The sequence below is a fragment of the Clostridium sp. 1001283B150210_160208_E6 genome (genome assembly GCF_015669365.1).
In the GTDB taxonomy this organism is placed as follows: domain Bacteria; phylum Bacillota; class Clostridia; order Clostridiales; family Clostridiaceae; genus Clostridium; species Clostridium paraputrificum.
Genome location: NZ_JADPAA010000010.1, coordinates 1 through 24,936 on the forward strand (window position 1 = coordinate 1; position 24,936 = coordinate 24,936).

The window sequence follows — 24,936 nt, forward strand, 5'->3', positions numbered from 1 at the left end:
TAGCACAAATTAAATCTAATGTCAAATTATTCTATCGTTGTAGTTAGAACACCTGTTCCCCTATTTATATTTATATTATAACTCTATAAATATAAATTACAATATATTTTTCTCATTAATTTTATTATAACTCTGTTGAAAACATTTATATATTTCTAACAGAAATAAAATACCATATAATTCAACATTTTTCCTCAATTTACTAGTGCAAACATTGCATAAAACGACATATAATTAATAAAAAACCAAGTAACGGAGGATAAATGTTTAATATCAATTTGAAAACAATAAGATTACAAAAAAGACTCACACAAGAAGAATTATCGTTACGAAGTGGAGTTAGTCAAAGTTATATTTCTTATTTAGAAAGGGATAATATATCTAGAGATAAAAGTCCACGACTAGAAACTATAGAACGAATAGCAAGAGGATTAGAGATTTGCCCTTTAAAACTCCTTTCATGTGGGTGTAAGCATTGTAAAAAATAAAGGGGGTAATTTTACCCCTTATAAGAAATTACACGCTTCAGCTTTCATATCGTCATAAATTTTTATATCCTGTGTACTATATAGATTTAACATAGATCCATCTTTCCAACCTAAAACAAGAGTTATTATACTGTCACTTATTTTTTTTAGTCTCAATATACTAGTGCAAGTATCTCTAAAGCAGTGTACTGTTATCTTTTTTTCTATATTTGCAATCTTCATATATTTTTTTATTCTATCATTTATATTACCATTTGTAAGATTACCACCATTATAACTAGTAAATATTTTTTCTGTATTTATATTGTTAATTTCTCTAGATAATAAATAATCATCAAGGTATTTTTCTACCTCACCAGTGATAATTAACCTTTTATTTATTTTATTTTTTACATTCCCTTCAGAAATATTAATTACATACCCCTTATCTATTTTTTCTAAATCATTCATAGTTGCATCTATAAGCTCTTTACATCTAGTTCCATTGGTTATATATATCCCCAATAGCAACCTATCTCTGCATGAATTGAAAGAGAAATTTCTATCATCAAACTGTCTTTTTCTTGTTGCTTCAATTAAATCCCTACATTCTTTTAATGTTAAAATTTCTTTTGGCTCTTTATATTTATCAACCACTATTTTAGATATTTTTAATTCTTTAGTAAAAGGATTTCTATTCATCAATTCTTCTATATCTACTATGTAATCATAGAACTTCATAAGAGCAGATATTTTTCTGTTAATTGTAGATGGTTTATTTTTTTCTAATGATTTTACATATTCTTTAGCATCCTTTTTACTGACATTAAGTATTAATTTTTCCTTATCTGCTGTAGGATCTCCTGCAACTAGATATTCCACAAACATTTTAATATCTGTTCTATAACCCTTAATTGTGTTCTCTCTATAATTAGCATCTACACCTCTATATTTTTCATTCATCATATTTTCAAAATTTTCAATAACCTTACACATTTTTCTTACCACCTTATATTTAATATTTGTTATCTACTTTTATTATAAGCTGTTAATTATGAAAATGCAAGTGAATTTACAAAAAAATAAAGTAAAAAATATGACTAGATTTTTCTAGCCATATAACTCTATATCTATTATTTTTATTATATCGTTTAACTCTAGTATTTTCCCTGTTAGAATATTTACATAGTCTTTTTCTGTTCGTATTTCTTCCAGTGATAATTTTTCCTCTGATAGTATTTTTTCATGTTCGGTTTTTTCTGCTATTAATGAATCTAAGTTTAAAAGCAATTTTTCTTTAAGTCTATTTAGCTTCTGCATACTCCCTCCTATACCAGTGCGAATATTTTTTCTTCTATTACAGCATTGTTCTTATTTACTATTATATTATCCTCGAATAATAAATCAAAATCCACATCGCAATAATCTGTTAATTTTATAATAGATCCTTTTGGTGGATTATAATTACTTCCAGTGTTGAACATATCGCTTAAATAAGCCTTTAAATCATTGTAACGCACTCTTTTATTGTTAGTTCTTACCATAGCTTCTACGCCCTCGTATAGCTCTACAGGGACTATATTAGATTGTTGCTTAATAGCATTTTTTCTCTTTTGGTTATTAATCCTTTCCTTCATTAATTTTACTGATGGACTCATTGTTTTTTCTCCTCTCATAATTTTTTCTATGTGCAAGGCTAGATTCTAGTTATACCTTATTGCTGATATGTGCTTTTAATTTTATATGTGTATGTCAATTATATTTAATATTCGTTTTGATAACATCTTTTTTACTGAAAGATTATAAACAGCAGGTAAGTATTTTACTACTTAAACCTAAATTTTTCTATTAATATTTTATCTTTAATCCTTCTAATTTATTACCTTCTAGTTTAGTATTAACTAAATACCATGTACCACTTCTGTCCATTTCTATTCTGTCAGCTATCCATTCATCGTTAAGAAGAACACGAAAACTTTCTCCGCAATGTAACCCCTCGTTATCCCAAAGATCTGAACTATTAATAATTCCATATCTATCATTTTCATAGTTATACGATAATTTTCCTTCTTTCATTTTTTACCTCGCCTTAAAACTAAGATTCTATTTAAATGTTAATTCAACTATTTTAGCTATGGTTTTATCTATAATAATATTTCTACTTGATTTCCATACACGTTCTTTCTCTGATTCTTTTTCTTCGATTACACATTTTTCATTCTCTAGCCACTTGACTAATTCAATCAATATTTTACTGCTATCTTTTTCTTTTTGATTTTCAATTCCTTTTATTATATCTTCTATATCATTATTCACCTTTTCTAAACCTCTTTTATTTAAAAAACTTTCATACATATCAAAGTATGTTTTTATAAAATTTTCTACTCTTACAACTGTATGAATACTAGAACCCTTTAACATTTCTTCAAGATCATTTGATGTAAAATCGTCTAACTGTTTATTAATCTTTTCCTCATACGCTTTGATAAAAGTGATTATTTTTTCTACTGACTCTTTATCACTATGAATTCTTAATATTTCTCTTTCAAATTTCATTACAATTTACCTCCATTTATTTTAAAATTATGATTCTATTTACTTATATTTTTTCTACTCTACTCTACTTATAATATAACCAGCTGTTAATAAATTATTATCGCTCTTATTTTTTAAGTTTTTATCAATTAAGAACGTTAATCCATCTATTTCAACTTCAGCACAATCTCCATTCTTAAGTTCTAATAATTCATTATTAATGTCATCTATAATTGATTGGTTTAGATCTACACTTATCTGATTTTGGATAAACTTCAACATATATGCATATTTCATTTTTTTATACTCCCTTCCTTTTTCTTAAATTCAATATTTTATCTTGAATAAATACTATAACAGTAAAACATATTAGAAGATATTATTTCTGTAATTAGATAGTAAGTAGTACCATTTTCTTCAGATTCTTCTTTATATACTTCGCCTATCTTACAATTTTTATAACAAAATGAACTGTATCCAATAATATAATTGTCTAAATTTTTCTTGGTCAATTCCTCCATACATCTAATAACATTACTATCTTCCTTGAAAATGCTTTCCATTTGTTCACTTGTTAATCTACCAGTTTTAGTAATGACACGCTTTTGTTTGGTTCTATTTTTAACTATCCCTATCATTGTTATTCCTCCACAAACATTGTTAAATATTCTTTGTTTTTATTGTCTTGGATTCTCTTTGCCCTCGCTCTATGTTCCATTTCTGAACTGCTGTCTAGATTATCTTTTCTGTAAACTTCCTTTATACCATCTCTAGTGATATTTATAAACCATGTATCTCCGATGCTGTAATCGCTAGTTGTTTCAACTTCAAACTCATTGCCAACTACATCTGTCATCATAGTTACATTATCGTCTATTTTACTAATTTTTACAAGTCTTGTTTCTTGTACTGTATTTTCACTTAAAGCAAAATTTTCTTTTGGTGATTCTGCTTTAACTTCTCTACCCATTGCCATTGATCCACTTATTATTAATCCACCTACAAGCAATAACCCTATAAACTTTTTACTCATCTTTCTCATTCTCCCTTTTATTTAATATTTGTTTTTATTAAATTATCTTTAATACTCTTTACACTTATAATTATAAATGATATACCATAAATAATCAATACTTATATTTAATTTTTGTTATTAATTTTATACTATTTCATATTAATTATTTTTCCTGTAAAATTGATCTTATTATCTACCCTTGTTAATAGAAAATAACCTCCAACAATCCCTACTAATACGCTTATTGTCCATATAATACAACCTATCATCTTCTCTCACCCTTTCATTATTGACTTACAATCAAGTCCTGTATGTAATTCTGCATGAATTTAAAATAACTCTGTTCCTCACTATCTATAAAGTCCTCTAGCACTTCTGTATCTACTAATCTTTTTTCTAAGCCGTCTGCAAGACTTTCCTCTGTGTCTTCCTCGTAGTAGCCAGTATCTGCTAACAACCCTTTAATGTAAAGTAGTAACCCTTGTTTTTCGCTTGGTGTAAGTTCAATTCTTTTTCCTTCAATCATTTTTCTCTATCTCCTTATATATTTAATATACGTTGTCTATATTTACTATTATACTCTTATTTCAGAATAAGTCAATCATTTATTTAATATTTGTTATTAAAATATGCATTTTATCGTTAATTTATAAAAGAGGGTAAATTTGTTTATCTACCCTCCTAATACTAACATATATTTTGATTTCCCCAATTTATATATGTCCTTCCTTCTTCGTCTTTCTCTTTGCTTAATAGCATTGATACCAAGTCAAAATCTATTCCTAATTCTTCTTCAATATCTGTGTTGTCCGATTCATCATTTTTCATAAATCTATTTATATTTTCTTTACTTACTATCAATGATAATAAATTACTCTCTAGGCTATTTGAATAAGTTATAAAATGCACCTCTTTAAACTCTGTACTATTATATCTAATAAACCTAAAGAAATATTGACTTAATGTACTCCAGTTCCAACTTAAAGCCGTACAGATAACTTTATTCACAAAGTTAATTGATATACTGCTAGATAAACTTTGTTGAGTGCTTAATAATATTCCGTTTTTACTTTCTTTTAATTGATTAATAATACTATTCCTTTCTTTCATTGGCGTTGAGCCTGTTATTATATAAATTTTTCTATCTAATTTTTTCAATAGATTATTATAACAAGTAATTTCTTTTAAACTTCTGCAACCTATAGCAACATATTCATTATTCCATTCATTCACTAACTCTAATACCTTTTTATATTTACTAGGTACTTCTATACTAGAGTACTCTCTAAAGGTTTGAGGGTGTTTACATATGTTTAATAATAGGTTTATTTGTTGTATTATTTCTAACATTCTATCCTTACGTGGATTACCTGTACTTGTAAATAAATACTTCATGCTATAAAATTCTTTAATAGCTCTATAGTATAAATTTTTCTCACTATCATTAAACTTAACAAGATGCTGATTAATACTATAAATTTTCTTCCCTACTACATCCTCAAAACTCCTTGTAATGATAGTCTTATCAATAATTCTCTTTAGTTCATCAGCATTGTAAATGTCTTGTGTATTTTTTCCTACTCCAAAAACAGTAATTTTTTGTGGATTGAATGATTTTTTAAATAATTCTAACCCCTTTTTATATTCAGGAAATGGTTTATTTGAATAGCAATTAGTTTTTTCTATCAACTCTTTACTGTCCTTATCTTCCTCCATTACATAATTACATTCATTAATAAAGTTATAAGTTGAACCATATAATAAATTGAATTGAGTGTAAGATTCTACAATATTATTCCTTGTCATAGTTCCACTTAATAATAATTTGTATTTAGCCTTTTTGCCTACACTTAAAGTTGCCTTAGTTCTTTTTGAATTTAAATTACAAATACTGTCAGCTTCGTCAACTATTAAAGTATATTTATGACTTATTTTATTAGTAAATTTTTTAATGTGTTTATGTAATTTACAAATCATATTAAAGGTTATTAGTAAAAAATCTCCTTGTTTAATTTTTTCTATATCTGATATACTCTTTATTGTTATATAAGGAATATCAAACCCTTCTAGTGTTTCTATCCATGTCCCATTTATAGCTATACTAGGAGCTATAACAAGTGTATTTTTTACATTGGTATGATTTTTTCTATACAATGAGTAAGCTATTGACATTATTGTTTTTCCTGTTCCTTGTGAACTCTGAATATAACCATATTTTTTCTGTAACATCTTATTAGTAATTACTAATTGCTCTTTATTTAGTTTAATTTTTTCATCAGTAAATTTATTTGTTAAAGTTAAATTTTTCAACCATATATCTATATTATTATCAACTTCCATATTGTCAAAAGGTATTGATTGATTATCATATAATTTTTTCTTTCTTTGTATAGTCTTGATTTTATTTTCACTTTTTATAACAATTTTTTCATATTGATTGCTTAAAGTTGATTTTAATTTATGTATAACTTTTTCTTTTGTTATTTTTATATTATTCCACTCTTCATTTGAAATATTTTTAGGTTGAATTTGATTATAATATAACTGATAATAACCATTACACTCGTTATATAAATGATTAATTTTTTTATTTTGTTTTATGTCAAACAATAATTTTCTTACTTTATCATCAAAAATTTTATCAGCATCACTATAATTTTTCATGTTTTCTAGTCTTATTTTTGACCTATTTTTTTCTTTTTGTTCTCTAACTGGCTTAATAAAACGATTATAAATTTCTTCTGCTGAACCCTGTATAAAAACATTATCAAAAGAATTATTAGTTATAAACTCACTTTTTTTACTGAATAATATTATCTTAGTTTTAAAATTTTCTACCCCTAGATATTTAAAAGCGTTTTTATTTAGTTCTATTTGCCCTATAAAGTTGAAATTTTTATTCATATAATCAATATCACTCTTATTACTAAACTCATCATTTAAGAAACTATAAGGCACTATTAAAGCTATTAATCCACCTGTCTTTAGTAGTTCAAAAGACTTTTCTATATAAACTAATTGACTTAATTTTTCTTCACCTTTATATGTTAATTTAAGATTAAAAGGTGGATTCCCTATTACTATATCAAATAACATTTTAGGATTATAATTTCTCATATCTCCATGAGTTATAACAGCATCACCATATAAATTTTTCGCTACCTTATAAGATTTAATATCAAGCTCATTCCCATAACAATTTTTTTCATTAGGACAAAAGTTAAATAAATTACCACTACCACACGTTAAATCTAAAACTAATTCATTATTTTTTATTCCTAATAAGTCTATTAAATATTCACCCTCATTATGATTTGTAAAAAATTGTCCTTGTTCTATCTCTTTTTTTGCTTCTGTATAACTGTAAAAAGAGTTAAAATCCTTGAAGTTAAGGGAATGTAATCCCCCAACTCCAGTATAACTATTATAAATTACCTCATTATTTAGACCCGATTTTTCGCATAGTTTATTATCTATACAATATAAAATTTTACTATTAATATCTTCTCTTTTTTCTTGTGGAATTATTTGACTATAATATTTATACTTCATAATATTTTTTCCTTTACTCTTGATAATTTAAATATTTTTTTGCAAAGTTTAAAGCATCTAAGCCATTATTAAATTTAAATTCAATTTTCCCATTCTTAAATGTTTTAAATGATTTTAAAAGCTCGTCTCCTATTTCATATTCACCTATATAAGTATTTCTATATGAACCAACTTTCTCCATAATATCCTCATAGTCATTTATTAGTTCATTTCTTTTATAATAAGTTAACAACTTAAATATACTTTCTAATCCTGTTTTTGATTCCCCCTCAATTCTATATTCTCCATAGTCTTTGCCCCAATAAGAATAATAAACAAAATCCTTTAAAGAAATTTTTCCATTCTTAACTATTACCCTGTCTGCCTTATATCCTGTAACATGTTTTAACACTTCTTCCTTACACTCATTTAATGATTTCTCCTCAAAAGTAACATTTCCTAATTGTATAAATATATCGTCGATTAAATCGTCTATAGATACGTTCATATACCAATTAAAATTTTCTTCCATTTTGGTTGGTCTACCTTCATAATAATCCTTATCATGATACATAGTTTCAAGAGTAACGTTGTATTTGTTTCTAAAATAATAATAAACCCTTGAAATTATGTTATTTATTTCTCTAAATATAATTTTTTCTACAAACTCATGCTCTAAACCTTGGTAAGAATCTACGCCATCTATTACTTTTAAATTTTCCTTGTAATCCATATTTAATATTGGATTATTTTTATAAAAATCTAAATATAGATTAAATTTTTCTCTCATATCAGATAAAATTTTTCTATATTTATCCATCTTTAAATTATCTTCTTGGCTCAATCTCTTATCATTTTCAACCTTTATATTATCAAATAAATTTATAATGTTTAAATTTTCCATTCCCTTAACTCTCCTTTAACTAATAATCATAATTTATTTATCTTTTGTTTATTAATATTTTTTTCTTTTGTGTATTTTTTCTTAGTCAAATATAGGTTTATAAGTGTTAATAATTGGTTTGATATTATTTTTTTCTAATATATTTAAAACTTCTTCAAGTTGTCTATTATCGCACATACTATATTTAGATTTTTTAGTAATCATGTTACCACTTTTTTCTACATCATATAATACTGAATCATTAATATCTATCCAACCTTTGCATATTAATACCTTATCATACAACGCAATCTTACAATCACTACGCTTGTTAAAAGGTCTAAATATTAGATTTACATTGTCTTTATATTGTGCATAATCCTTACACTCATAACCTTTATATATACCTTTTTGCTGACTTAATCCAAGTCCCCATTCTGAAATTTTGAATATAGTAATTTTTTCTAGTGGTTGAATATTGGCGTTTATAAATTGTTCTTGTATGCTGTCACACTCTGAAATAAGTTTATACATTGCTTGTTTAAGTTGTAAATTTTTCTCGCTAATAAATCTTATATACTCTTTGTGTGGTTTTATCATATAATAAGATAATTTTTCCTTAATAGCTTTTTTATAAATATTCCAGTCGTTATTATTCCATGTATTAGTAATATTATTTTCTTCAATCACTTCATTTGATAAATTTTCTATAAATATTGCTTGAGTTGTATATTCTTCGATTTGTTCATCGGTTAATTTTTTCTTAGTGTCAAGGTTTTTTCCAACCTCAACACCATCAACTAACCCTACATATCTAGCATAACTATAACCCTGTGTATCTATAACAAATTGTAATACCCCGTTTAAATATACTGCAACACCTAATAGATTCCACTTAACTTGCTCCTGTTCACTGATGCTCATATTATGATAATCTTCCATGCTATTTATTGAATTGTCATCAATCTCACTTCCTCCAGTACCCTCTAAAAAATCAAAATCATGTAAAAACATATTCTCAAAGTAAGAAAGAATTTTTTCATCTGTAAAATGTAATTCTCTTTCTATTTTAACTTTTTCATAAGTATAGTCGCCTTTGTTTACTTCTTCTTTATACTCATCAAGAGTATTGTTTTTATTTAAATTTGCAAATTGACAATTAGTTATATAATAACTGTCATGTTCTTTTATTTCTTTTACTTCCACATGGTTAACAATTTCAGTCTCTTGTTGTTTTTCTCTCTCAACTCTTTTTAAATACTCTTGATGTTCTATTTCCTTTTGTTTTTCAAGCTTTTTATATTCTTCTTCTTTTTTAATCTTTTCTATTTCTTCAGCTTCATGTAATTTAATTAAAAATAATTCCTCTATAACTTTTGATTCTTCACTTTCTTCGGTTTGAATATAATCATATGAAACTGTGAATCTTCCATCATAAAAGTTATAACTTGAGCCATAATCACCATATGGGTCATAACAAATACATTCATTATATTGTTGTATGTAATTTGTAGCATATTCACAAATAGATTTTAAAATTTCACTACCTTCTGCAAATGGGCTTGAAACAACATGACAATAAATTGATTGATTATTAATCCTTACTGAAAATTTAACCATTTTAAATAATCTTCTTAATACTGTTCTTGTTTCTTTAGCTATTGCCTTTAAGTCATATCTTCCTATATTATCATTTTTAGATACCATACTTTGGGTAAGTTTAAATATATCTAAAATCTCTTTTTTATTATTTTTAATTTGTTTACTGTTGATTTTTATATCTGAATTACTGTAAGTTTTAGCAATTTCTAAAGTTTTGTTGTTTTGTTTAGCGTACCAACATATTTTTTTACCGTTCCATCTATAGCCATTAGCTTTAAGATCTGTTAACACTTCTGTTGATGGCTTCCCGTCAAAATAAAGTTCTACGCCGTTTAATTTCTCGTTTAACATCATTTTACACATTTTTAAATCCTCCAAGCTTTTAAGGATAAAGCTTAACCTTATATTTAATTTCTGTTGTTAATTCTATTATACACCTTTCAAAGATAATTGCAAGGGTTATTTCAAACTTTTATTTAATATTTGTTATAAAATAACCCTTTTAAGTTCTTATAATCTTTCTTGATCAATTCCCATGCATTCTATAACACATATCATATCATCATTTTCGTAATGTTCTCTTGTTACCTTTCTTAAATTACTAAAATTATTCTTTATAAAGTTTTCTGCCTTATCTAAAGTTGAGAAGTATAAGTCATACACATCTTCGTTAATTTCATCATTTACTGTTAATACATAAATTCCTTCCATTTCCAACACTCCTTTAATATGTAATAGGTTTTCCTATCTGTTAATACTAGTATATTCCTATTGTACATAAAAATCAACACTTATATTTAATATTTGTTATTACTTCGTTCGACAAAATAAAAGAAGCTTTTTAAAGCCTTTAGAACTCTTATTCTAAGGAAAAATAAGTAAAAGATTAAAGGATTTTATATATGGCTATATTTAATTTATTTAAATATATGTTTATTGTGACACTTTATCTGAACAAAATATCTTCTTGTTACTTCAATTTACTCTCTTATACTCTTGTATACTATATAGATAGATTCTGTGCAGTAAATCGCCCTTTTTTATAGATTCTGTGCAGTAAAAAAATCCCGTAAGCTAGTAATATAGCCAAAGTTTTAAAAAGTTACATATTAGTATTACCATAAGTATTTAGCTTGCCATTATAATTATATTAATTAGTAGTTAATAAGTAAAAAAACAAAGAAAAATAATTTAAAATTGGATTTAAAAAGTTAATGGAGTGTAAGGAACGCACACGTAATTAATCTTTTTATATACAATTTAGAACGAGCAAAGTTTGCGAAGTTCTTATATCTTAAACAGGTTAATTAAATATGTAAGGTGTTCAGTTCTGCTACCTTTAAAATATATTCGTGGATTAACTATAAAAAATCTTTTATTGAAATCTTCTACTAATAACATTGTCTTTTCTCCTGCTACAAATATATTTAATAATTGTGTTTTTAATTCAGATGAATTTTTATAATTTAATAGTATTGCTAACTCTTTTAATGTTATTGGTTCTATGTCTTGCATATGTTCACAGGTAGGATTTTTACATATTATATTATATTTAAAATGTATGTAAGGCAATAAATCTATAAATAAACCTAATCTTTTATGTTCTCTAGCTGTAGATTTATTATATAATTCATATATACTATTTTTAAATATTCTCGTATAATCTTGTTTAGCTTTATTATTAACTCCACCAACTAAACTTATTTTATTGTTAACTGTTATGTATTTGTCATTGTATTGTAGTAAATTATATTCCATTAAAGCCTTTTTAGTTTTATAATATTCTCTTTCAGATAACTTTAGGTAATCTTTTAATTGCTGTTCCTGCATCGCTTCAAACGTATTATTTCTTTTTATCTTCAATCTGTTATCTTCAAATGTTAGAAAGGTACATATATAGATAAATCTAAATTTATATTGTCTTTCTAGTTTATCAGGAATATTAGTATAAAAATTAAAAAAGAAATTCCCAAAATTGTGTATAAGTGTTTTTTCAAAATTAGTTATATTCTTTCTAACTTCTAAACCTTTCTTATTATCTTCTTTCTCCTTAACTGTAAATTCAGCTTGTTTAATTATTATCTTGTTGGATATCTCATCTATTAGTTGTTTTTCTTCTGTATATTCTTTTAATACTTCCTTTATTGTTTGTTTTTGCTTTAGAATGCTTATAATAATCCCTCCTATTATTTATTAGTGCAAAATGTAAATAGATTTATTATTTACAGCATAACATCACTTCCTTATAAGTTTTTAGGTATAATTTACCTAATTATTATTTTAGACTTTTTCAGTTGCTGTGTCAAATTTATTTAATATCTGTTGATAAAAGAAAAAGAGTAAGATTTACTTACCCTTATATCTGTTTAACACTTTATCTGTATATCCATTTTTATCTGCATAGTCTCTAGAATACTTTATTAAATTATTTTCTATCTCTTTACTTACTTCAATAAAATTGTCTTTGGGATTCCTGTAGTTAATAAAATTAACCTTACCAGTATTATCTATTACATTCAGTTCTATAAATCCATTTATACATTTTGTCGTATCTTCATCATCTGTGAAGTTTTTAAATATTGATATCCATATCTTTTTACCTCTAGTCATGTCATGCTTAAATGTAAATGTATTTAGATCTTTAAATAAGTTATTATAATCCATTTATAAATTCTCTCCTTTATATTAACATCCATAATTATGTCTTATTTTATTTTCCCAACTTCTATTTAAATCCTCTATAGATATTATACCCTTGATATCTTCTACTTCTCCTGTTAGCATACCATAAAACTTCAAGGAGTATCTATCTGTATTACTTATTTTATATTCATCTGCCAATATATTTAATCTATCTTTTAAATAATTCATTCTAGATTCTTTTATAGCTCTTATCTTATTATTCTTTACTGTTGTTAATTTATATTCGTTAGTTTTTAATAGTTTAATATATAATAGATATTCTTCCTTCTGTTCTTTATTAATACTTTCTTTTATGTAATTATTAAAAGATTCTAAGTAATTGTTTATAGTTGCCAGTACCTTACTGTCTCCTGTATTAGCTTCATTATTGCTTATTGCATCTAGTATATTACTTTTAACTTTTAATGCTTGTTTATTACTTAGAGATCCGCTTTTAATCTTATTAAGTAAGCAATTAACTTCTTTTTTATTATACATAAAAATACCTCCTAAATGGTTTATGATTCTATTATATAACTAGTGGTTATAATTGTAAATAGTTATATTTAATTTACGTTATCATTTATTGTAAAAAAAAGAGAAGATATATAATCTCCTCTTAGTCTTCTGCTATCATGTTATTATATATGTTTTCTAACTCCTCTATAGCTTCTGTATTGGTTATCTGTGTTTTTATGTTAGTATACCATTCCTTAGCCATGTTAGGATTTATATAATGTGCCTTATAGATGTTTAATAGATTCATTCTAGCTTCTCCACTTGTTTCTAATAATGCAAATTCATAAAAAGATCCTTCACTTTTAAAGTAGTTTAATATAGATTCTTGTTTCATTGTTGTACTCCCTTGTTTGTTGTTATAGTATATTATATGCAAGAAGTTTATAAATGTTTACCGATTTATTTAATATTTGTTTATTTATTTTTAGATTTATTTATATAGCTTTTAAATAGTCTTATTAGAGCCTGTAAGATGTTTAATTGTTAGGTGTATAAGTTTATTAGAATTAGATTAGTAAGGCGTGTGTAGTGTGTTAGGATGGTTGTAGCTAGGTTTAGAGTTGATATATTATTATTACTTCATTATATATGTATAAAATTATATAAACATAAATTAAATATACTATTGTGTTTATTAGAATTATATGTTAGAATAAATTATAGACAAAAATTAAATATATATTTAAGGAGTGTTGAGAAATGATAAATAATGTTAATGATGCAGTTGTAAGAATGAAATTAAATTCTAATAACCACAGTGATGATACTTTTAATAATAGTATTAAGTTCATTGTAGAAAGATATGTTGGTGATGATATACCACAACAAATTGAAGTTAAGTCTATACATGAAATGATTATTAAAGCTTATGAACTAAGATTAAAAGATGAATTACATAGTATTGGTATTATAGATAGAAATAAAAACTATAATGGATCTGATGCTTTGAATTTGTTTGATACCAACTATAACTCAGATCAAGAATCACAGATACGTTTACTAAATGCAGATAATAAAAGAATGAATAGCTTTATAAAATATATGGGATTAGAAGATAAATATAAAGAGTTCTTACAATATGTAGAATAATATTTTAGAGTAGTTTAATTACTACTCTTTTTTATTTGTGTGTTATTATTGTTTATTATAAGCGTTATATTAAGCCTGTGATAAGGTTGTAAGATGTTATTGTAGTTTATTGGATTGAATGTAAGTATGCTTAGATAGCCTGTATGGAGTTTATAGAGTGCATTGGTATTGGTGGTATGTTTTATTATTATTTTATTTGTTGGTATTGGTTGGATCTATTGTAAGGGTTGGTTGATGTGTATATATGGATAATATCGTTGATTATATTTAATATATGTTTAATATTATTTATTTTTATTGTGTAGTTTATTAAGATTATTAATGTTTATATTTATGTTATTTATGTAGTTTTGATAACTATGTGTTATTGTGCTAGTATGTAGATAGTGTAATGTAAGTGTTTCATAAAGCAAAACTCCTTAAATTCGAGAATTATCTGTCAAGGAAAAATACTTGACACTATAGTAAATAAGCCAATACAGAGCATTTAGTACATATATTTTATATTTAATAATAATTACTATTGTTTTCATCTATTTTCATAATTAGCAGTATATAACTATAATTATAGTCTGCTAAAGTTAGTATTTAAGCCATTCTTAAGGGCAGGTAGTGGGGGTATATTTACATCTTTTGGTAGTTTTGGAGTAAGAAAAAGGGGCATAACTGTTCTATCAACACAGTACAATATAAAATACAATCTTAATAAATTCATCAAAACTACCTTATTTTTATCGTACTCGCAATCGTCAAACCCTCACTATCACTACATTCTCTTGCTCTCCACCATACCAGCTAACACCAAAAACCACCATATTAAACCACGTCAAACCATTGAAAACACTAGCTTTCCATCGAACACAACGTATATACCCTCTAATCGCTCCTATAACGACTTCAATTTCAAAGCTATATAAACACCCTCTAAACCACTTACAAAGCCATTCTAGGGCTAATTTAAGCCTTAAATTATATAAATCTACGATAACACGCAATCGTACACTAAAATAAATAAATTTATATATATAGTATTCAATACCTTAAAAGAATAAAAATAAAAGGTTACTAAATACCATTTAAGTATCTAGTAACCTAAAAATATAAATCCTATTCATAAATTGCAGTAAGAGTTATTTTGCTTTTACTAAGAGCTGTAACTAAAAAGTTAAATTCATCAAACATCACTTTATCATAAATTCCATATTCATACCAATCATTTATCAAAAACATCTTAACAACATAATCTGCATTTAATTTAACTAGCATATCTAAATTAATATTCAAAAATGTAAAACTAGTACCATTATTATTAATAGTAATATTATAATATGGTTTAGCCATTTCAACTATTTGCTTCTTTGATTTACTCAATCCTCTCTCAGTAATTTCCTTTTCAACGTCATTTAAACTTCTAAAAAATTGATAATTCATACAGTCTCCTACTTATAATTAATCCTAATACATTATATGCATCATATCTAAATTGTTATTAACTTCCATGAATAATTTTTATATATTTGGGAAGCCACAAAATTAAAATCATGCTTGTCCGTAGGGCGTATTTCTTATTTCTCCACTCCACTTACGCTCCCTATCTTATTTCTTATTGATTTATTTAAACCTTATAACCATCTTATTTATAGATACTTTATAGTATATCACTCCAACATTAGAAAACTTAATCTAAAAACATACAAATAAAAAAGGCTAGATATAAAATCTAACCTAATACTCTATGTAAAATTAAAATATAAGTAAATATAAATCAGGAGCTAATAGCAAATGCTAAAATTCTCAAACTAATCTATATTTACTTATCAATATAAGGAGCTAATAGTTTAAAACTAAAAATCTCAACTTATATTTAAATGTTCACTTATCCATTCTGTCATTTCCTTGTAGTCTTCTGTAGTAAACTTACTACTTTTAATTAAAGTGTAAATAAAGTGCATATCATTGTTAAATTTCATATTGGTATAGCACTCATAATGTGTACCTAGTTTAGTTCTAAGTATAGATTTAAACTCTAATATAGTTTCTCTTTCTAGTAATTTATTCTTACTAGATGCTGTTAGTACATTTCTTAATTCTTCATATCCTTCTGTAGTTACTACTTTGGGCTTTCTTTTAACATTAACTTCTTCTTTGGGTTTATTGTCTACTTTATTCTCCTTTTTATAATAGTCAGATTTAAGTATTAAATTTCCATTAGCATCTACCTTTTTTGTATATATAGAATTCTTATCGTTTTCTTTAAGCTGATTAGCAAAAACACCAATCATCATACTAATAAACTTAAAGATAAAAGGAAGACAACAAGCAGTAGCTATCATTAATGCTAATATCTTCTCTAATGGTTTAGTCAATGTACTATAATAAATTATAAATACCATTCCTATTCCACTAACAACTATAAAAGGTAATAAACTAGACTTCTTTGCTTTAGCTTTCATATTAATTCCTCCTTAGTTTATACTTGAAAATTCATTATGCTTGTAAAGGCAATAATATATTCCCATAATAGGTACGTACTCTATTGCTTCTCTGATTGCATCAAATGGATTTGTATTTTCTATGCCGTCTATTGGGAATATTTTTATAAAGTCATCTTTTAGAAAATTATACTTATCAAGTGTTCTACTATCTATTACATAAGCTTGATCATTTGGTTCATCAAAATAAATAGCGTAATAGTCACCATCGTTATAATTTCTATATTCATTTAAATATAAATTACCTTCTGAAGCATCTAAAAGTTTAATCCTTCCATTAATATTTTTAATGGCACATAATAAATCTCCATCTCTTGTATAAAATAACATACACTCTCCTTCTTTCATTGCTACTAGTCATATCTTTAGTTGATATGTAAGGGAGGGGTACTTTTTACATTCTAATAATTTAAGTACCCATATATAGTGCATATGTCATAAAATTACCTTCTGTAATAATTCATCAAAATCATAATTAATGGCTACAACTTTATATTCGTGACCACTAATAATAGTTTCTTTAGCCAAAGGATTAATCAATAGTACATCAGGGAATAACTCCATTCCATAGTTATTTAAATACCACTCTTGTACCTCGTTAGTTTTGTATATTAAGTCATATTTATTAGAGCCAGTTTTACTAAATTTATCAAACTCAATAAGATAACTGTGGGGTATCATATTCCCATTTTCATTAGTGCAAAATATGATATGTGCATCACTTCTCTTTTTAGACACTGACCAATATTCTTCAGTTTTAAAATATATAACATCATCAGCATATTTATATATTTCACTGTAAAGATTTAATAAAAAATATCTATGATCACTCACAACTTCTTTTTTATATTGATATATGCCCTCTTTACCCTCTCTTAAGGAATTAACAACTAAAAAGCCCCTATCAACTAACTTTTTCAATGTTCTTTGAGCCATATTTAAAGAATATGTGGCATCTTTATAAAATATATTTGCACATATTTTAGTGGTTATAAAACCCCATTCGTCTACAAACTTTAGTATTCCTTTAAATTTATCCGTTCTAGCCATAACTACCTCCTAAATCGTCCACTATTTCTTTTAGGTTTTTCATCAGATTCTATATATTTAATCTCATATTTATGTGTTTTCGGATTAAAAACCGTTACTTTTTTAGTATTTTTACTTAAATTTTGTTCATTTTCTATGATGTTTTCGTTATTTTTAATAGTTTTTGATTGAATTTCATCTTTTATATCCATAACTTTGCCACTTTTAGATAATTCCAATAATTTGTGATTAGCTGGTTTTAGTGGTTTTAAAAACTCTTTAACCATATCATTATTCAAATAAAGGCTTTTACCTGAATTGATTTTATTTCCGTTAAATATAAATTCTCTAGTTTCACGTTGATTTACAGCCAATTTAGCTAAATCTCCATCGCCTAAAATAGTTAAAGCACTTGGCATATTAGGGAAAAAGAAACATACTGTATTACTTAACATTCCTTTAATATCTCCTGATATATTAGTCAGTGAACCTCTTTGAGAACAAAGGCAACAATACACTCCCGCACTTCTTCCTTCTCTCGCTAATTTCCATAATAAAGCATTACAATATTCTTTATCTGCTATAACTTCCTCTTTAGTATGAGTATCATCTCCACCTTCACTTCCATTAACAGCAAAACTAGCTACTTCATCTAATATAAAATATAATAATGGCAACTTCTTTTTGGATACTTTGTTATATTCATAAATATTAACTATTCCTCCATCTTCGTCAGCTTCATCAAACAGCTTATTTCTACGTGCTACCTCCTTAGATAAATAGTTTAATTGTGCTTTTGCCAAATCCAATGTATTAGCATAGTGTTTTGTTTGTTTGCACTTCTTAAACATCTTAAGGTCTTGTTTATCTGATAGCATGGTAATAAATAAATTAATCTTATTTTCATCATTAAAAATTAATAAATTGGTTAAAGCCATTATTAATGCAACTGTCTTACCTGATCCTGTTGTACCACCTAAGAATAAGTTTGCTGATTTGCTAAAATCTAATATTATAGGCTTAAAAGCATGTGTCATACCCATATATAATTCCCAAGGTTTGACCTTAATAGGTTCGTATTTTTCGTCATCAGATAGCTTAGTATTTAAGATTTCAATATTACTTAATCCAGTGTCATTATCATATGTGAGTAAGCAATTCCTATATACTCTATTTAAATCAACTACTTGGTTATTTAGTGTGTTGTAATTCAATTCATTAGGAATATCTAAATTAAATCTATATCCTAAAGTGATTTTCTTCCCATTCTCTTTTCTAGTTGGATGGTAAATGGGTGAAGCATCATGTAGTTGATATGTTTGTCCTAAACTATTTCTTTGTTTATTATCAAATAACCTCATATACCATTTAAACTTAATCTTATCTAATTCATCTATTGGTAATTCTAATATGTGTACTCTCATATAAATTGCAGAATTTGTACTAGTTAATTCAGCTATTATTTCTGCTCTATAAATAGCACTTATAGCAGGAATTAAACTTCTAAACTCAGTAATATCCTTGCTATAAGGTATGCTTATTACTGCATCAAATCCATACTTTTTAATATAAATTTCTTGAATTTCAAACAGTTTAAATTCCTTTGCTGATACATTCTTATCAGTTGGTGATATATTGTATTTTGTTTTCATAAAAATATCCCATTTATTCTTAATAGCTTTTTCTATTTTAGACTCTTTAATAACTTCTCTTATAGAACTAATAAACTCTCCCACTACTTTTCTCCTTTTAGTTCATTAATTAATTCAGCTATATCACTATCATCTGATATTCCTTTATCTGTACTTTTAAGAGCCTTACCTATAAGGGGGCTAATTGGCACTAATAATATTAAAAATACAAACCAAGAAGGTACTGAACCACCTAAATTCATCCTTCCACCTAAGTAGATGTCATATAGTTTATAAATTAATACCATAGATTCTAAGCCTACAGCTTTTATCATAAATCCGTTAAATTTTGTTAAATCCTTATTCTTTTTCATTGAATACCTCACTTTAAATTTGGTTATACTTTAATGTATGTAGCATGTACCAAAAAGTTGCTAAAAGAAGGTGAATTTTTTAATGTTTATTATAGTGTGTTTGCTAGGTGGGTTTGCCTTAATGTTATGGTTAGGAAATATATCAGCAACGCAAGATGCATTAAATTCAGCAGAACGTGAAAAAAGTGAAACCAAAGAGAACTTAAAACAGATAGAAAAACTTATATGGAAACTAGATGGTTTCCAGTTTGAAGAATTTTGTTCAATGCTATTCGGTCTAAAAGGGGTTAAAAATGATTTAACATCAAAGACTGGTGATGGAGGTAAAGATATAATACTGAGAACGGATAAAGGTAAGGTGTATGTAGAATGTAAGCACTATTCTCCTAGGAATTTAGTATCCAATCCATTGATTATGAAGTTAATAGGATCATGTACCGTAGACAATATAGACAAAGCTATTTTTATTACTACTTCGGGATATAGTAAAGAAGCTATAAACACTATTGATAGTTGTAAAGCAGTTGAAATTGAAAGATATTACATGAATGATTTACTAGAAATGTGCAAATTAAATACTAGATATGTGTTAAATTGGTTATATCAAAGGGTATGACAAAAGCCCCTACTATTCAAGTAAGGGCTTGTTTACAAATTATAAAATATTTTCAGGATTAAATAAAGCATCTAAATCATCATCATCTATTACATCATATGCTTGATTAGTAGTATTAACCTTTTCTTTTTTAACTATATTTGTTTTAAAATTGAATCCTCTATTTCTATTTGATGATCTTCTATGCATTTCTCTTTCATTTAACTCATTTTCAATATCATTTATTTCATCATATGGCATTTCGCAACCACCAAGACAAATAATATTATTTTTTAAATTGTAAGATTTATAAATTGTTTCATCAGCAGATAACGATTGTGTTAATAAATCAATATTGTAATCAGATTCTTTTACACAAACAGCACCATAAGTACAAGTTAAGTCATTAGGTATTGAAAAAACGCTATTTTCTCTAGCTACTACAAATGCTTCAGATACATCATTATAATTAGTAGGCATATTTAGAACCACCCCATAACCTTTGCTAGTACATACATTATCAAGGTTGTTCTCATCTATGCTTCCTATTGAACTATGTGCAAGTAATCCATATTCAGCATCTATATCAGCAATGGCACGTCTATTTATATCTTCATAATTAGTACCTTTATTATTATTTATAAACTTAATATCATTTACTAATTCAGCTATTTCACTTAAATCAGCTAAACAAGATAATGCATTTTTTAATTGTAACATATCTTCTTTTAAATTTGGTAATACACCTACTAAATTTACTACCATGCTAGGAGATATCTTTTTTACTGTTTTTACATATTCTTTTATTGTTCCTGAACCTGTTCCTCCATCAGTGGAGAAAAATACAGTCATATAATTGAATTGTAGATACTTTTTAATAAAAGAAGCTAATCTTAGTTGGTCATTTAAAATAAATCCTTCTGCTTTATCTCTATCTCTACCACTTCCGTCTGCTCCCCCATATATAAATGTATTTACATCGTTAGCAAATGTTAATCCTTTTAAATCTCCCCTTGATGAGTTTATAAATATAGGGGTATACCTTCCATTTTTCTTTTTCATCCCATTTGCAAGAATACAACCACATTGACCTAAACCTGCTACTAATACTTGACTACGTTCCATAATTTACACTCTCCTTAAATTTTATTAATTTCTTTTATTCTGTTTATACCTTTTTGAGTAACATAATAAGCTTTTTTATTAACTTGCATAATTGCTTCTGCTATAAACTCATGTTCTAATAATACTTTTATTGCTCTATTTACAGTGCTAGAACTGAATCCACTTTTTTGTACAATTAAATCTTTAGTTATTCCTCTTGCTTCGCATAATCCTATGTTGTCTTTTTTATTACCAACTACAGTAAGGATTTTGAAAGCATTATTGTTCAAAGTGTTCATAGTTGTTACCTCCTGTACCATTATATTCATATTATATGCAGAAGTTTATCAAAATGCAACCACTTTTTTATCATATTTTACTCTAACATGATTCATATATTAATCATATCTTTATCAGTAGTATATCAATCTTTTATCATATCTTAATCATATATTATCCACTTTCTGATAAAGTTGTGACAAATACTTGATAAATATATGATAAACATTTGAACCATTTATGATAATAATATGAATAATATGTGATTTATTTATGACAAATATATGATATAGTATTAAAGTAAAGTAAACTTAAAGCATTAAACATTTAAATTAAACTCAAATTAAGTATATTATATATTAAAACTAAGTTTATATAAACCAATATAGATATAAAGTAAAATACAACTAATATTAATATTAATAAAAGTTAAATAATGTTATACTAAATATTTATTAATGTGATATAATATAAGTATTGTAAAAAAACAAGGAGTGATTTTATGAGTTTCACCGATGTAAACTTTCATAATGTACCTGAAGATAATGAATGTATAATAAATGCCGTTCAATTAGGCAAAAGAATTGACGAACCACCTTCGACAATAAGAACTTGGGCTGAATCATACGAAGACTATCTTTATATAAAGAAAATCAATGGAAGATTTGTTTATACTGAAGCTAGTGTAGACCAATTTAGGTTTATTAAAGAAATGCATAGAAATAAAGGTATGAGTCATAAACAAATAGCAGATATTATAAGTAAACATGGATTTCAATATGGAGATTTTAACAGTGGATTAGTAGATCCAAAAGATCCCTTGGGTTATCAAGCATTAGCATCAGCAATAGCTGTAGAAAATCAGAAACAACTAGCAGAGTTCTTAAGTAGGTTTGTTCAATACCAAGAAGAAAATAATAAACTTGTTATTGAAAAGATTAAAAACGAAGTAGCTTTAACAGTAGATGAGATAGTAGATGATAAATTTAATGAATTTAAAGAAGAATTTATAAAGGAACAACAAAAAGAAAGAGAAGCAACTTTTAAAACTATGGATATGGTTAGCAATCTTAATGCTAAACTAGAAGAAAGAAAAGAAGAATATAATAATAAAAAAGGTTTTTTAAGTAGATTATTAGGTAAATAACATTCATTAATGTATAATTTAATAATATTATTATATTTAGTATATTAATATAGTATAATTAGTAGAACCTTGGAAAGCATTGAAATAACTTGTCTACAAGATTTTAAATGTACATAAATGAATGTTTTCTATACATAAATGAATGCAAAATAAAAATTTATTGTACACAAATGAATGAAAATAACAGTCTTTTATGTATATTTAAAAACATTCAAAAGTGTATAATAAGCTTAAAAAACATTCATTTATGTATAATAGCAACATTCATTTATGTATATTAATAAAAAACAGTCATTTGTGTATAGGAGAAAAATATGGAAGATAATAAGTTAGCCATGAGGTCAGATAATATTATTGAAGCAAGATATTCTTTAACTAATAAACAAAATGTTATAATAGATATGTTATTAACTGAAATAACAGATGATGACAATGTAAAATATACGTTGAATGTAGATAAATTTGAACCATTGATGGAAGGTGGGGCATCTAATATTTATAGGGACTTAAAATCTGCTGTTAAAAGTTTTGAAGGTAAAGGCTTTAGATTAGTGGATAAAAACACAAAAGAAGAAGTATATTTCCCTTGGTTTAGTAAAATACATTACAAGCCAAGAAAAGGTGAAATTGATGTAAAGATAGATATAGAATTTAAAAAGGTTTTATATGAAGTAAAGAAAAAAATATATTATGATATAAAGTATACTATGAATATGAAGTCTTCATATAGCCAAAGATTTTACTATTTCCTTAAATCATTTGAAGATACAGAGTGGAGATATGATAAAATAGAAGATCTTATTGTTAAATTAGAATGTCCTAAGTCATGTAATAATTTTGCTAGATTTGAAAGTTCGGTGTTAAAAAAAGCATATGAAGAAATAAACAATAAAACTGATATAAACTTTGAGTATGAAACTTTTAAAACAGGAAAAAAGGTTACTCATATAAAATCATATATTAAGTCCAAAAATAAGATTCAGTCAAAATGTACACAAATGACTGTTGAATATATACTAAATTCAGTTGGTGCCTTGATTAACGGAGTTTCTGATGCAAAAAAGATACTAAAGGCACTAGAAGAAGCTAAATGTGATGATAAGATTGAATATTTTAAAACAGAAGTAGATAAAGTAATGAGGTATCATAAACATAGAAAAGATATTCCATTTATAGCCTTAATATTATCCGCTTTAAAAAACCCTTGGAATAATGAAAAGCAAGAACAACTTAAATTTGGAAGTGGATTTAACAATTTTGAAGGAAGACAATATGATCACGATGCTATAGAAGAAATGGCTTTAGGATACTTAGAATATGATGAATCTAAATTACACAAGCATGATTAATTCGTGCTTGTATTTTTTTATAGAAAAATTTGACATAGCATTTGATTTCTAGTATATTATAGATAGTGGTTAATAACATAAATTAAATATAACTAATTAATCACTAAAACAATAATTTTAAGGTAAAGGAGTGGTCAAATGATTGTATAAATTGGAATAATAAGCAGTTAAATAACATATAATATAAATTTATGTGTTTTAGAGCGTTTATTTGCCCCTAGAAACGGTTTTATATATTTAGACGATAACTTATATGCCTAAAAATAAAACCTCTTAAATCGCCTTTAAACGGCTTTTAAATGCATAATAATAAAATAGTAAATAAATAGTACGAAAGGAATGGGAAAATGATGGAAGATTTTAGACAACTAGGAGGGGCTTTATCAGAAATTGAGGAGCAATTAAAGATAGAGACTAGAATAATAGGAAATGAGTTACATATTAAATTAAATAAATGGGAGTTACAAGATGAGGATTACACCGAAAACGAAATAAAAGCTCATCTTGCAACAAATGTGGTTGATTTACTTAGAGAACAAGTTGACCACGACTTTGATTATACCATAGAATCTGATGGAATATCAATTAGTATAGTATAATAACATATATTAAA

The 24,936-nt window shown here is 25.8% G+C and carries 30 protein-coding genes; 5 read left to right on the forward strand and 25 right to left on the reverse strand.

Annotation, left to right across the window (positions count from 1 at the left end; genetic code table 11):
* Nucleotides 1-506: 506 nt before the first annotated feature.
* From I4V16_RS11145 to I4V16_RS11225, 17 genes are all read right to left on the reverse strand, one after another.
* The gene (locus tag I4V16_RS11145) at nt 507-1,463 is read right to left on the reverse strand and encodes a tyrosine-type recombinase/integrase (RefSeq protein WP_195966703.1); all 957 of its coding nucleotides are present in this window, start codon (nt 1,461-1,463) and stop codon (nt 507-509) included.
* Nucleotides 1,464-1,577: 114 nt separating this feature from the next.
* On the reverse strand, nt 1,578-1,787 hold the full coding sequence (locus I4V16_RS11150; protein ID WP_195966704.1) for a hypothetical protein: 210 nt from the start codon (nt 1,785-1,787) through the stop codon (nt 1,578-1,580).
* Nucleotides 1,788-1,795: 8 nt separating this feature from the next.
* The gene (locus tag I4V16_RS11155) at nt 1,796-2,125 is read right to left on the reverse strand and encodes a hypothetical protein (protein WP_195966705.1); all 330 of its coding nucleotides are present in this window, start codon (nt 2,123-2,125) and stop codon (nt 1,796-1,798) included.
* A 190-nt stretch (nt 2,126-2,315) separates the two neighbouring features.
* Entirely contained in the window at nt 2,316-2,543 is a 228-nt protein-coding gene (locus tag I4V16_RS11160; protein ID WP_195966706.1) for a DUF5348 domain-containing protein, read from the reverse strand.
* 27 nt (nt 2,544-2,570) lie between these two features.
* On the reverse strand, nt 2,571-3,023 hold the full coding sequence (locus tag I4V16_RS11165; RefSeq protein WP_195966707.1) for a hypothetical protein: 453 nt from the start codon (nt 3,021-3,023) through the stop codon (nt 2,571-2,573).
* Between the two features lie 54 nt (nt 3,024-3,077).
* A complete protein-coding gene (locus I4V16_RS11170) occupies nt 3,078-3,299 on the reverse strand; it encodes a hypothetical protein (protein ID WP_195966708.1) in 222 nt (73 codons plus the stop codon).
* 38 nt (nt 3,300-3,337) lie between these two features.
* A complete protein-coding gene (locus I4V16_RS11175) occupies nt 3,338-3,640 on the reverse strand; it encodes a hypothetical protein (RefSeq protein ID WP_195966709.1) in 303 nt (100 codons plus the stop codon).
* A 2-nt stretch (nt 3,641-3,642) separates the two neighbouring features.
* Entirely contained in the window at nt 3,643-4,035 is a 393-nt protein-coding gene (locus I4V16_RS11180) for a hypothetical protein (protein ID WP_195966710.1), read from the reverse strand.
* Nucleotides 4,036-4,303: 268 nt separating this feature from the next.
* Entirely contained in the window at nt 4,304-4,543 is a 240-nt protein-coding gene (locus I4V16_RS11185) for a hypothetical protein (protein ID WP_195966711.1), read from the reverse strand.
* Between the two features lie 161 nt (nt 4,544-4,704).
* Nucleotides 4,705-7,569 carry a helicase-related protein gene (locus I4V16_RS11190; protein WP_207745429.1) on the reverse strand — a complete coding sequence of 955 codons (2,865 nt, stop codon included), beginning with the start codon at nt 7,567-7,569 and terminating at the stop codon, nt 4,705-4,707.
* 13 nt (nt 7,570-7,582) lie between these two features.
* Nucleotides 7,583-8,452: a hypothetical protein gene (locus tag I4V16_RS11195; protein ID WP_195966712.1), complete on the reverse strand. Its 870-nt coding sequence runs from the start codon at nt 8,450-8,452 to the stop codon at nt 7,583-7,585.
* An 81-nt stretch (nt 8,453-8,533) separates the two neighbouring features.
* Complete coding sequence (locus tag I4V16_RS11200) at nt 8,534-10,396, reverse strand: LPD29 domain-containing protein (RefSeq protein WP_195966713.1); 1,863 nt, start codon at nt 10,394-10,396, stop codon at nt 8,534-8,536.
* A 147-nt stretch (nt 10,397-10,543) separates the two neighbouring features.
* Entirely contained in the window at nt 10,544-10,744 is a 201-nt protein-coding gene (locus I4V16_RS11205) for a hypothetical protein (protein ID WP_195966714.1), read from the reverse strand.
* Nucleotides 10,745-11,320: 576 nt separating this feature from the next.
* Nucleotides 11,321-11,896, reverse strand: a complete 576-nt coding sequence (locus I4V16_RS11210; RefSeq protein WP_195966715.1) for a hypothetical protein — start codon at nt 11,894-11,896, stop codon at nt 11,321-11,323.
* A 483-nt stretch (nt 11,897-12,379) separates the two neighbouring features.
* Nucleotides 12,380-12,697 carry a hypothetical protein gene (locus tag I4V16_RS11215; protein ID WP_195966716.1) on the reverse strand — a complete coding sequence of 106 codons (318 nt, stop codon included), beginning with the start codon at nt 12,695-12,697 and terminating at the stop codon, nt 12,380-12,382.
* Between the two features lie 21 nt (nt 12,698-12,718).
* Complete coding sequence (locus I4V16_RS11220) at nt 12,719-13,213, reverse strand: hypothetical protein (RefSeq protein ID WP_195966717.1); 495 nt, start codon at nt 13,211-13,213, stop codon at nt 12,719-12,721.
* A 121-nt stretch (nt 13,214-13,334) separates the two neighbouring features.
* The gene (locus tag I4V16_RS11225; RefSeq protein WP_195966718.1) at nt 13,335-13,568 is read right to left on the reverse strand and encodes a hypothetical protein; all 234 of its coding nucleotides are present in this window, start codon (nt 13,566-13,568) and stop codon (nt 13,335-13,337) included.
* Nucleotides 13,569-13,933: 365 nt separating this feature from the next.
* On the opposite strand from I4V16_RS11225, the gene I4V16_RS11230 reads away from it, so the two are divergent.
* Nucleotides 13,934-14,323, forward strand: coding sequence for a hypothetical protein (locus I4V16_RS11230; protein WP_195966719.1), 390 nt, complete (start codon nt 13,934-13,936; stop codon nt 14,321-14,323).
* 1,107 nt (nt 14,324-15,430) lie between these two features.
* On the opposite strand, the gene I4V16_RS11235 is transcribed toward I4V16_RS11230, so the two are convergent.
* From I4V16_RS11235 to I4V16_RS11260, 6 genes are all read right to left on the reverse strand, one after another.
* Entirely contained in the window at nt 15,431-15,754 is a 324-nt protein-coding gene (locus tag I4V16_RS11235) for a hypothetical protein (protein ID WP_195966720.1), read from the reverse strand.
* A 422-nt stretch (nt 15,755-16,176) separates the two neighbouring features.
* Nucleotides 16,177-16,776, reverse strand: a complete 600-nt coding sequence (locus I4V16_RS11240) for a hypothetical protein (RefSeq protein WP_195966721.1) — start codon at nt 16,774-16,776, stop codon at nt 16,177-16,179.
* 12 nt (nt 16,777-16,788) lie between these two features.
* The gene (locus I4V16_RS11245; protein WP_195966722.1) at nt 16,789-17,145 is read right to left on the reverse strand and encodes a hypothetical protein; all 357 of its coding nucleotides are present in this window, start codon (nt 17,143-17,145) and stop codon (nt 16,789-16,791) included.
* Between the two features lie 105 nt (nt 17,146-17,250).
* On the reverse strand, nt 17,251-17,865 hold the full coding sequence (locus I4V16_RS11250; protein ID WP_195966723.1) for a hypothetical protein: 615 nt from the start codon (nt 17,863-17,865) through the stop codon (nt 17,251-17,253).
* A gap of 2 nt (nt 17,866-17,867) precedes the next feature.
* Nucleotides 17,868-19,580: an FtsK/SpoIIIE domain-containing protein gene (locus tag I4V16_RS17660; RefSeq protein WP_195966724.1), complete on the reverse strand. Its 1,713-nt coding sequence runs from the start codon at nt 19,578-19,580 to the stop codon at nt 17,868-17,870.
* A complete protein-coding gene (locus I4V16_RS11260; RefSeq protein ID WP_195966725.1) occupies nt 19,580-19,849 on the reverse strand; it encodes a hypothetical protein in 270 nt (89 codons plus the stop codon). Before I4V16_RS11260 ends, I4V16_RS17660 begins: the two co-directional genes overlap by 1 nt.
* 82 nt (nt 19,850-19,931) lie before the next feature.
* Here I4V16_RS11260 and I4V16_RS11265 point away from each other — a divergent pair, with 82 nt between their 5' ends.
* On the forward strand, nt 19,932-20,465 hold the full coding sequence (locus I4V16_RS11265) for a restriction endonuclease (RefSeq protein ID WP_195966726.1): 534 nt from the start codon (nt 19,932-19,934) through the stop codon (nt 20,463-20,465).
* A 39-nt stretch (nt 20,466-20,504) separates the two neighbouring features.
* Here I4V16_RS11265 and I4V16_RS11270 read toward each other — a convergent pair whose 3' ends face one another.
* Nucleotides 20,505-21,569 (reverse strand): hypothetical protein, encoded by a 1,065-nt coding sequence (locus I4V16_RS11270; protein WP_195966727.1) that lies wholly within the window; start codon nt 21,567-21,569, stop codon nt 20,505-20,507.
* A 14-nt stretch (nt 21,570-21,583) separates the two neighbouring features.
* Nucleotides 21,584-21,847, reverse strand: a complete 264-nt coding sequence (locus I4V16_RS11275) for a hypothetical protein (protein WP_195966728.1) — start codon at nt 21,845-21,847, stop codon at nt 21,584-21,586.
* 482 nt (nt 21,848-22,329) lie between these two features.
* Here I4V16_RS11275 and I4V16_RS11280 point away from each other — a divergent pair, with 482 nt between their 5' ends.
* The 3 genes from I4V16_RS11280 to I4V16_RS11290 all read left to right on the forward strand — a co-directional run bounded on the left by I4V16_RS11280 (nt 22,330) and on the right by I4V16_RS11290 (nt 24,922).
* The gene (locus I4V16_RS11280) at nt 22,330-22,974 is read left to right on the forward strand and encodes a MerR family transcriptional regulator (protein WP_195966729.1); all 645 of its coding nucleotides are present in this window, start codon (nt 22,330-22,332) and stop codon (nt 22,972-22,974) included.
* A gap of 314 nt (nt 22,975-23,288) precedes the next feature.
* The gene (locus I4V16_RS11285) at nt 23,289-24,323 is read left to right on the forward strand and encodes a replication initiation protein (RefSeq protein WP_195966730.1); all 1,035 of its coding nucleotides are present in this window, start codon (nt 23,289-23,291) and stop codon (nt 24,321-24,323) included.
* A gap of 347 nt (nt 24,324-24,670) precedes the next feature.
* Nucleotides 24,671-24,922: a hypothetical protein gene (locus I4V16_RS11290; RefSeq protein WP_195966731.1), complete on the forward strand. Its 252-nt coding sequence runs from the start codon at nt 24,671-24,673 to the stop codon at nt 24,920-24,922.
* The last annotated feature ends 14 nt before the right edge of the window (nt 24,923-24,936 follow it).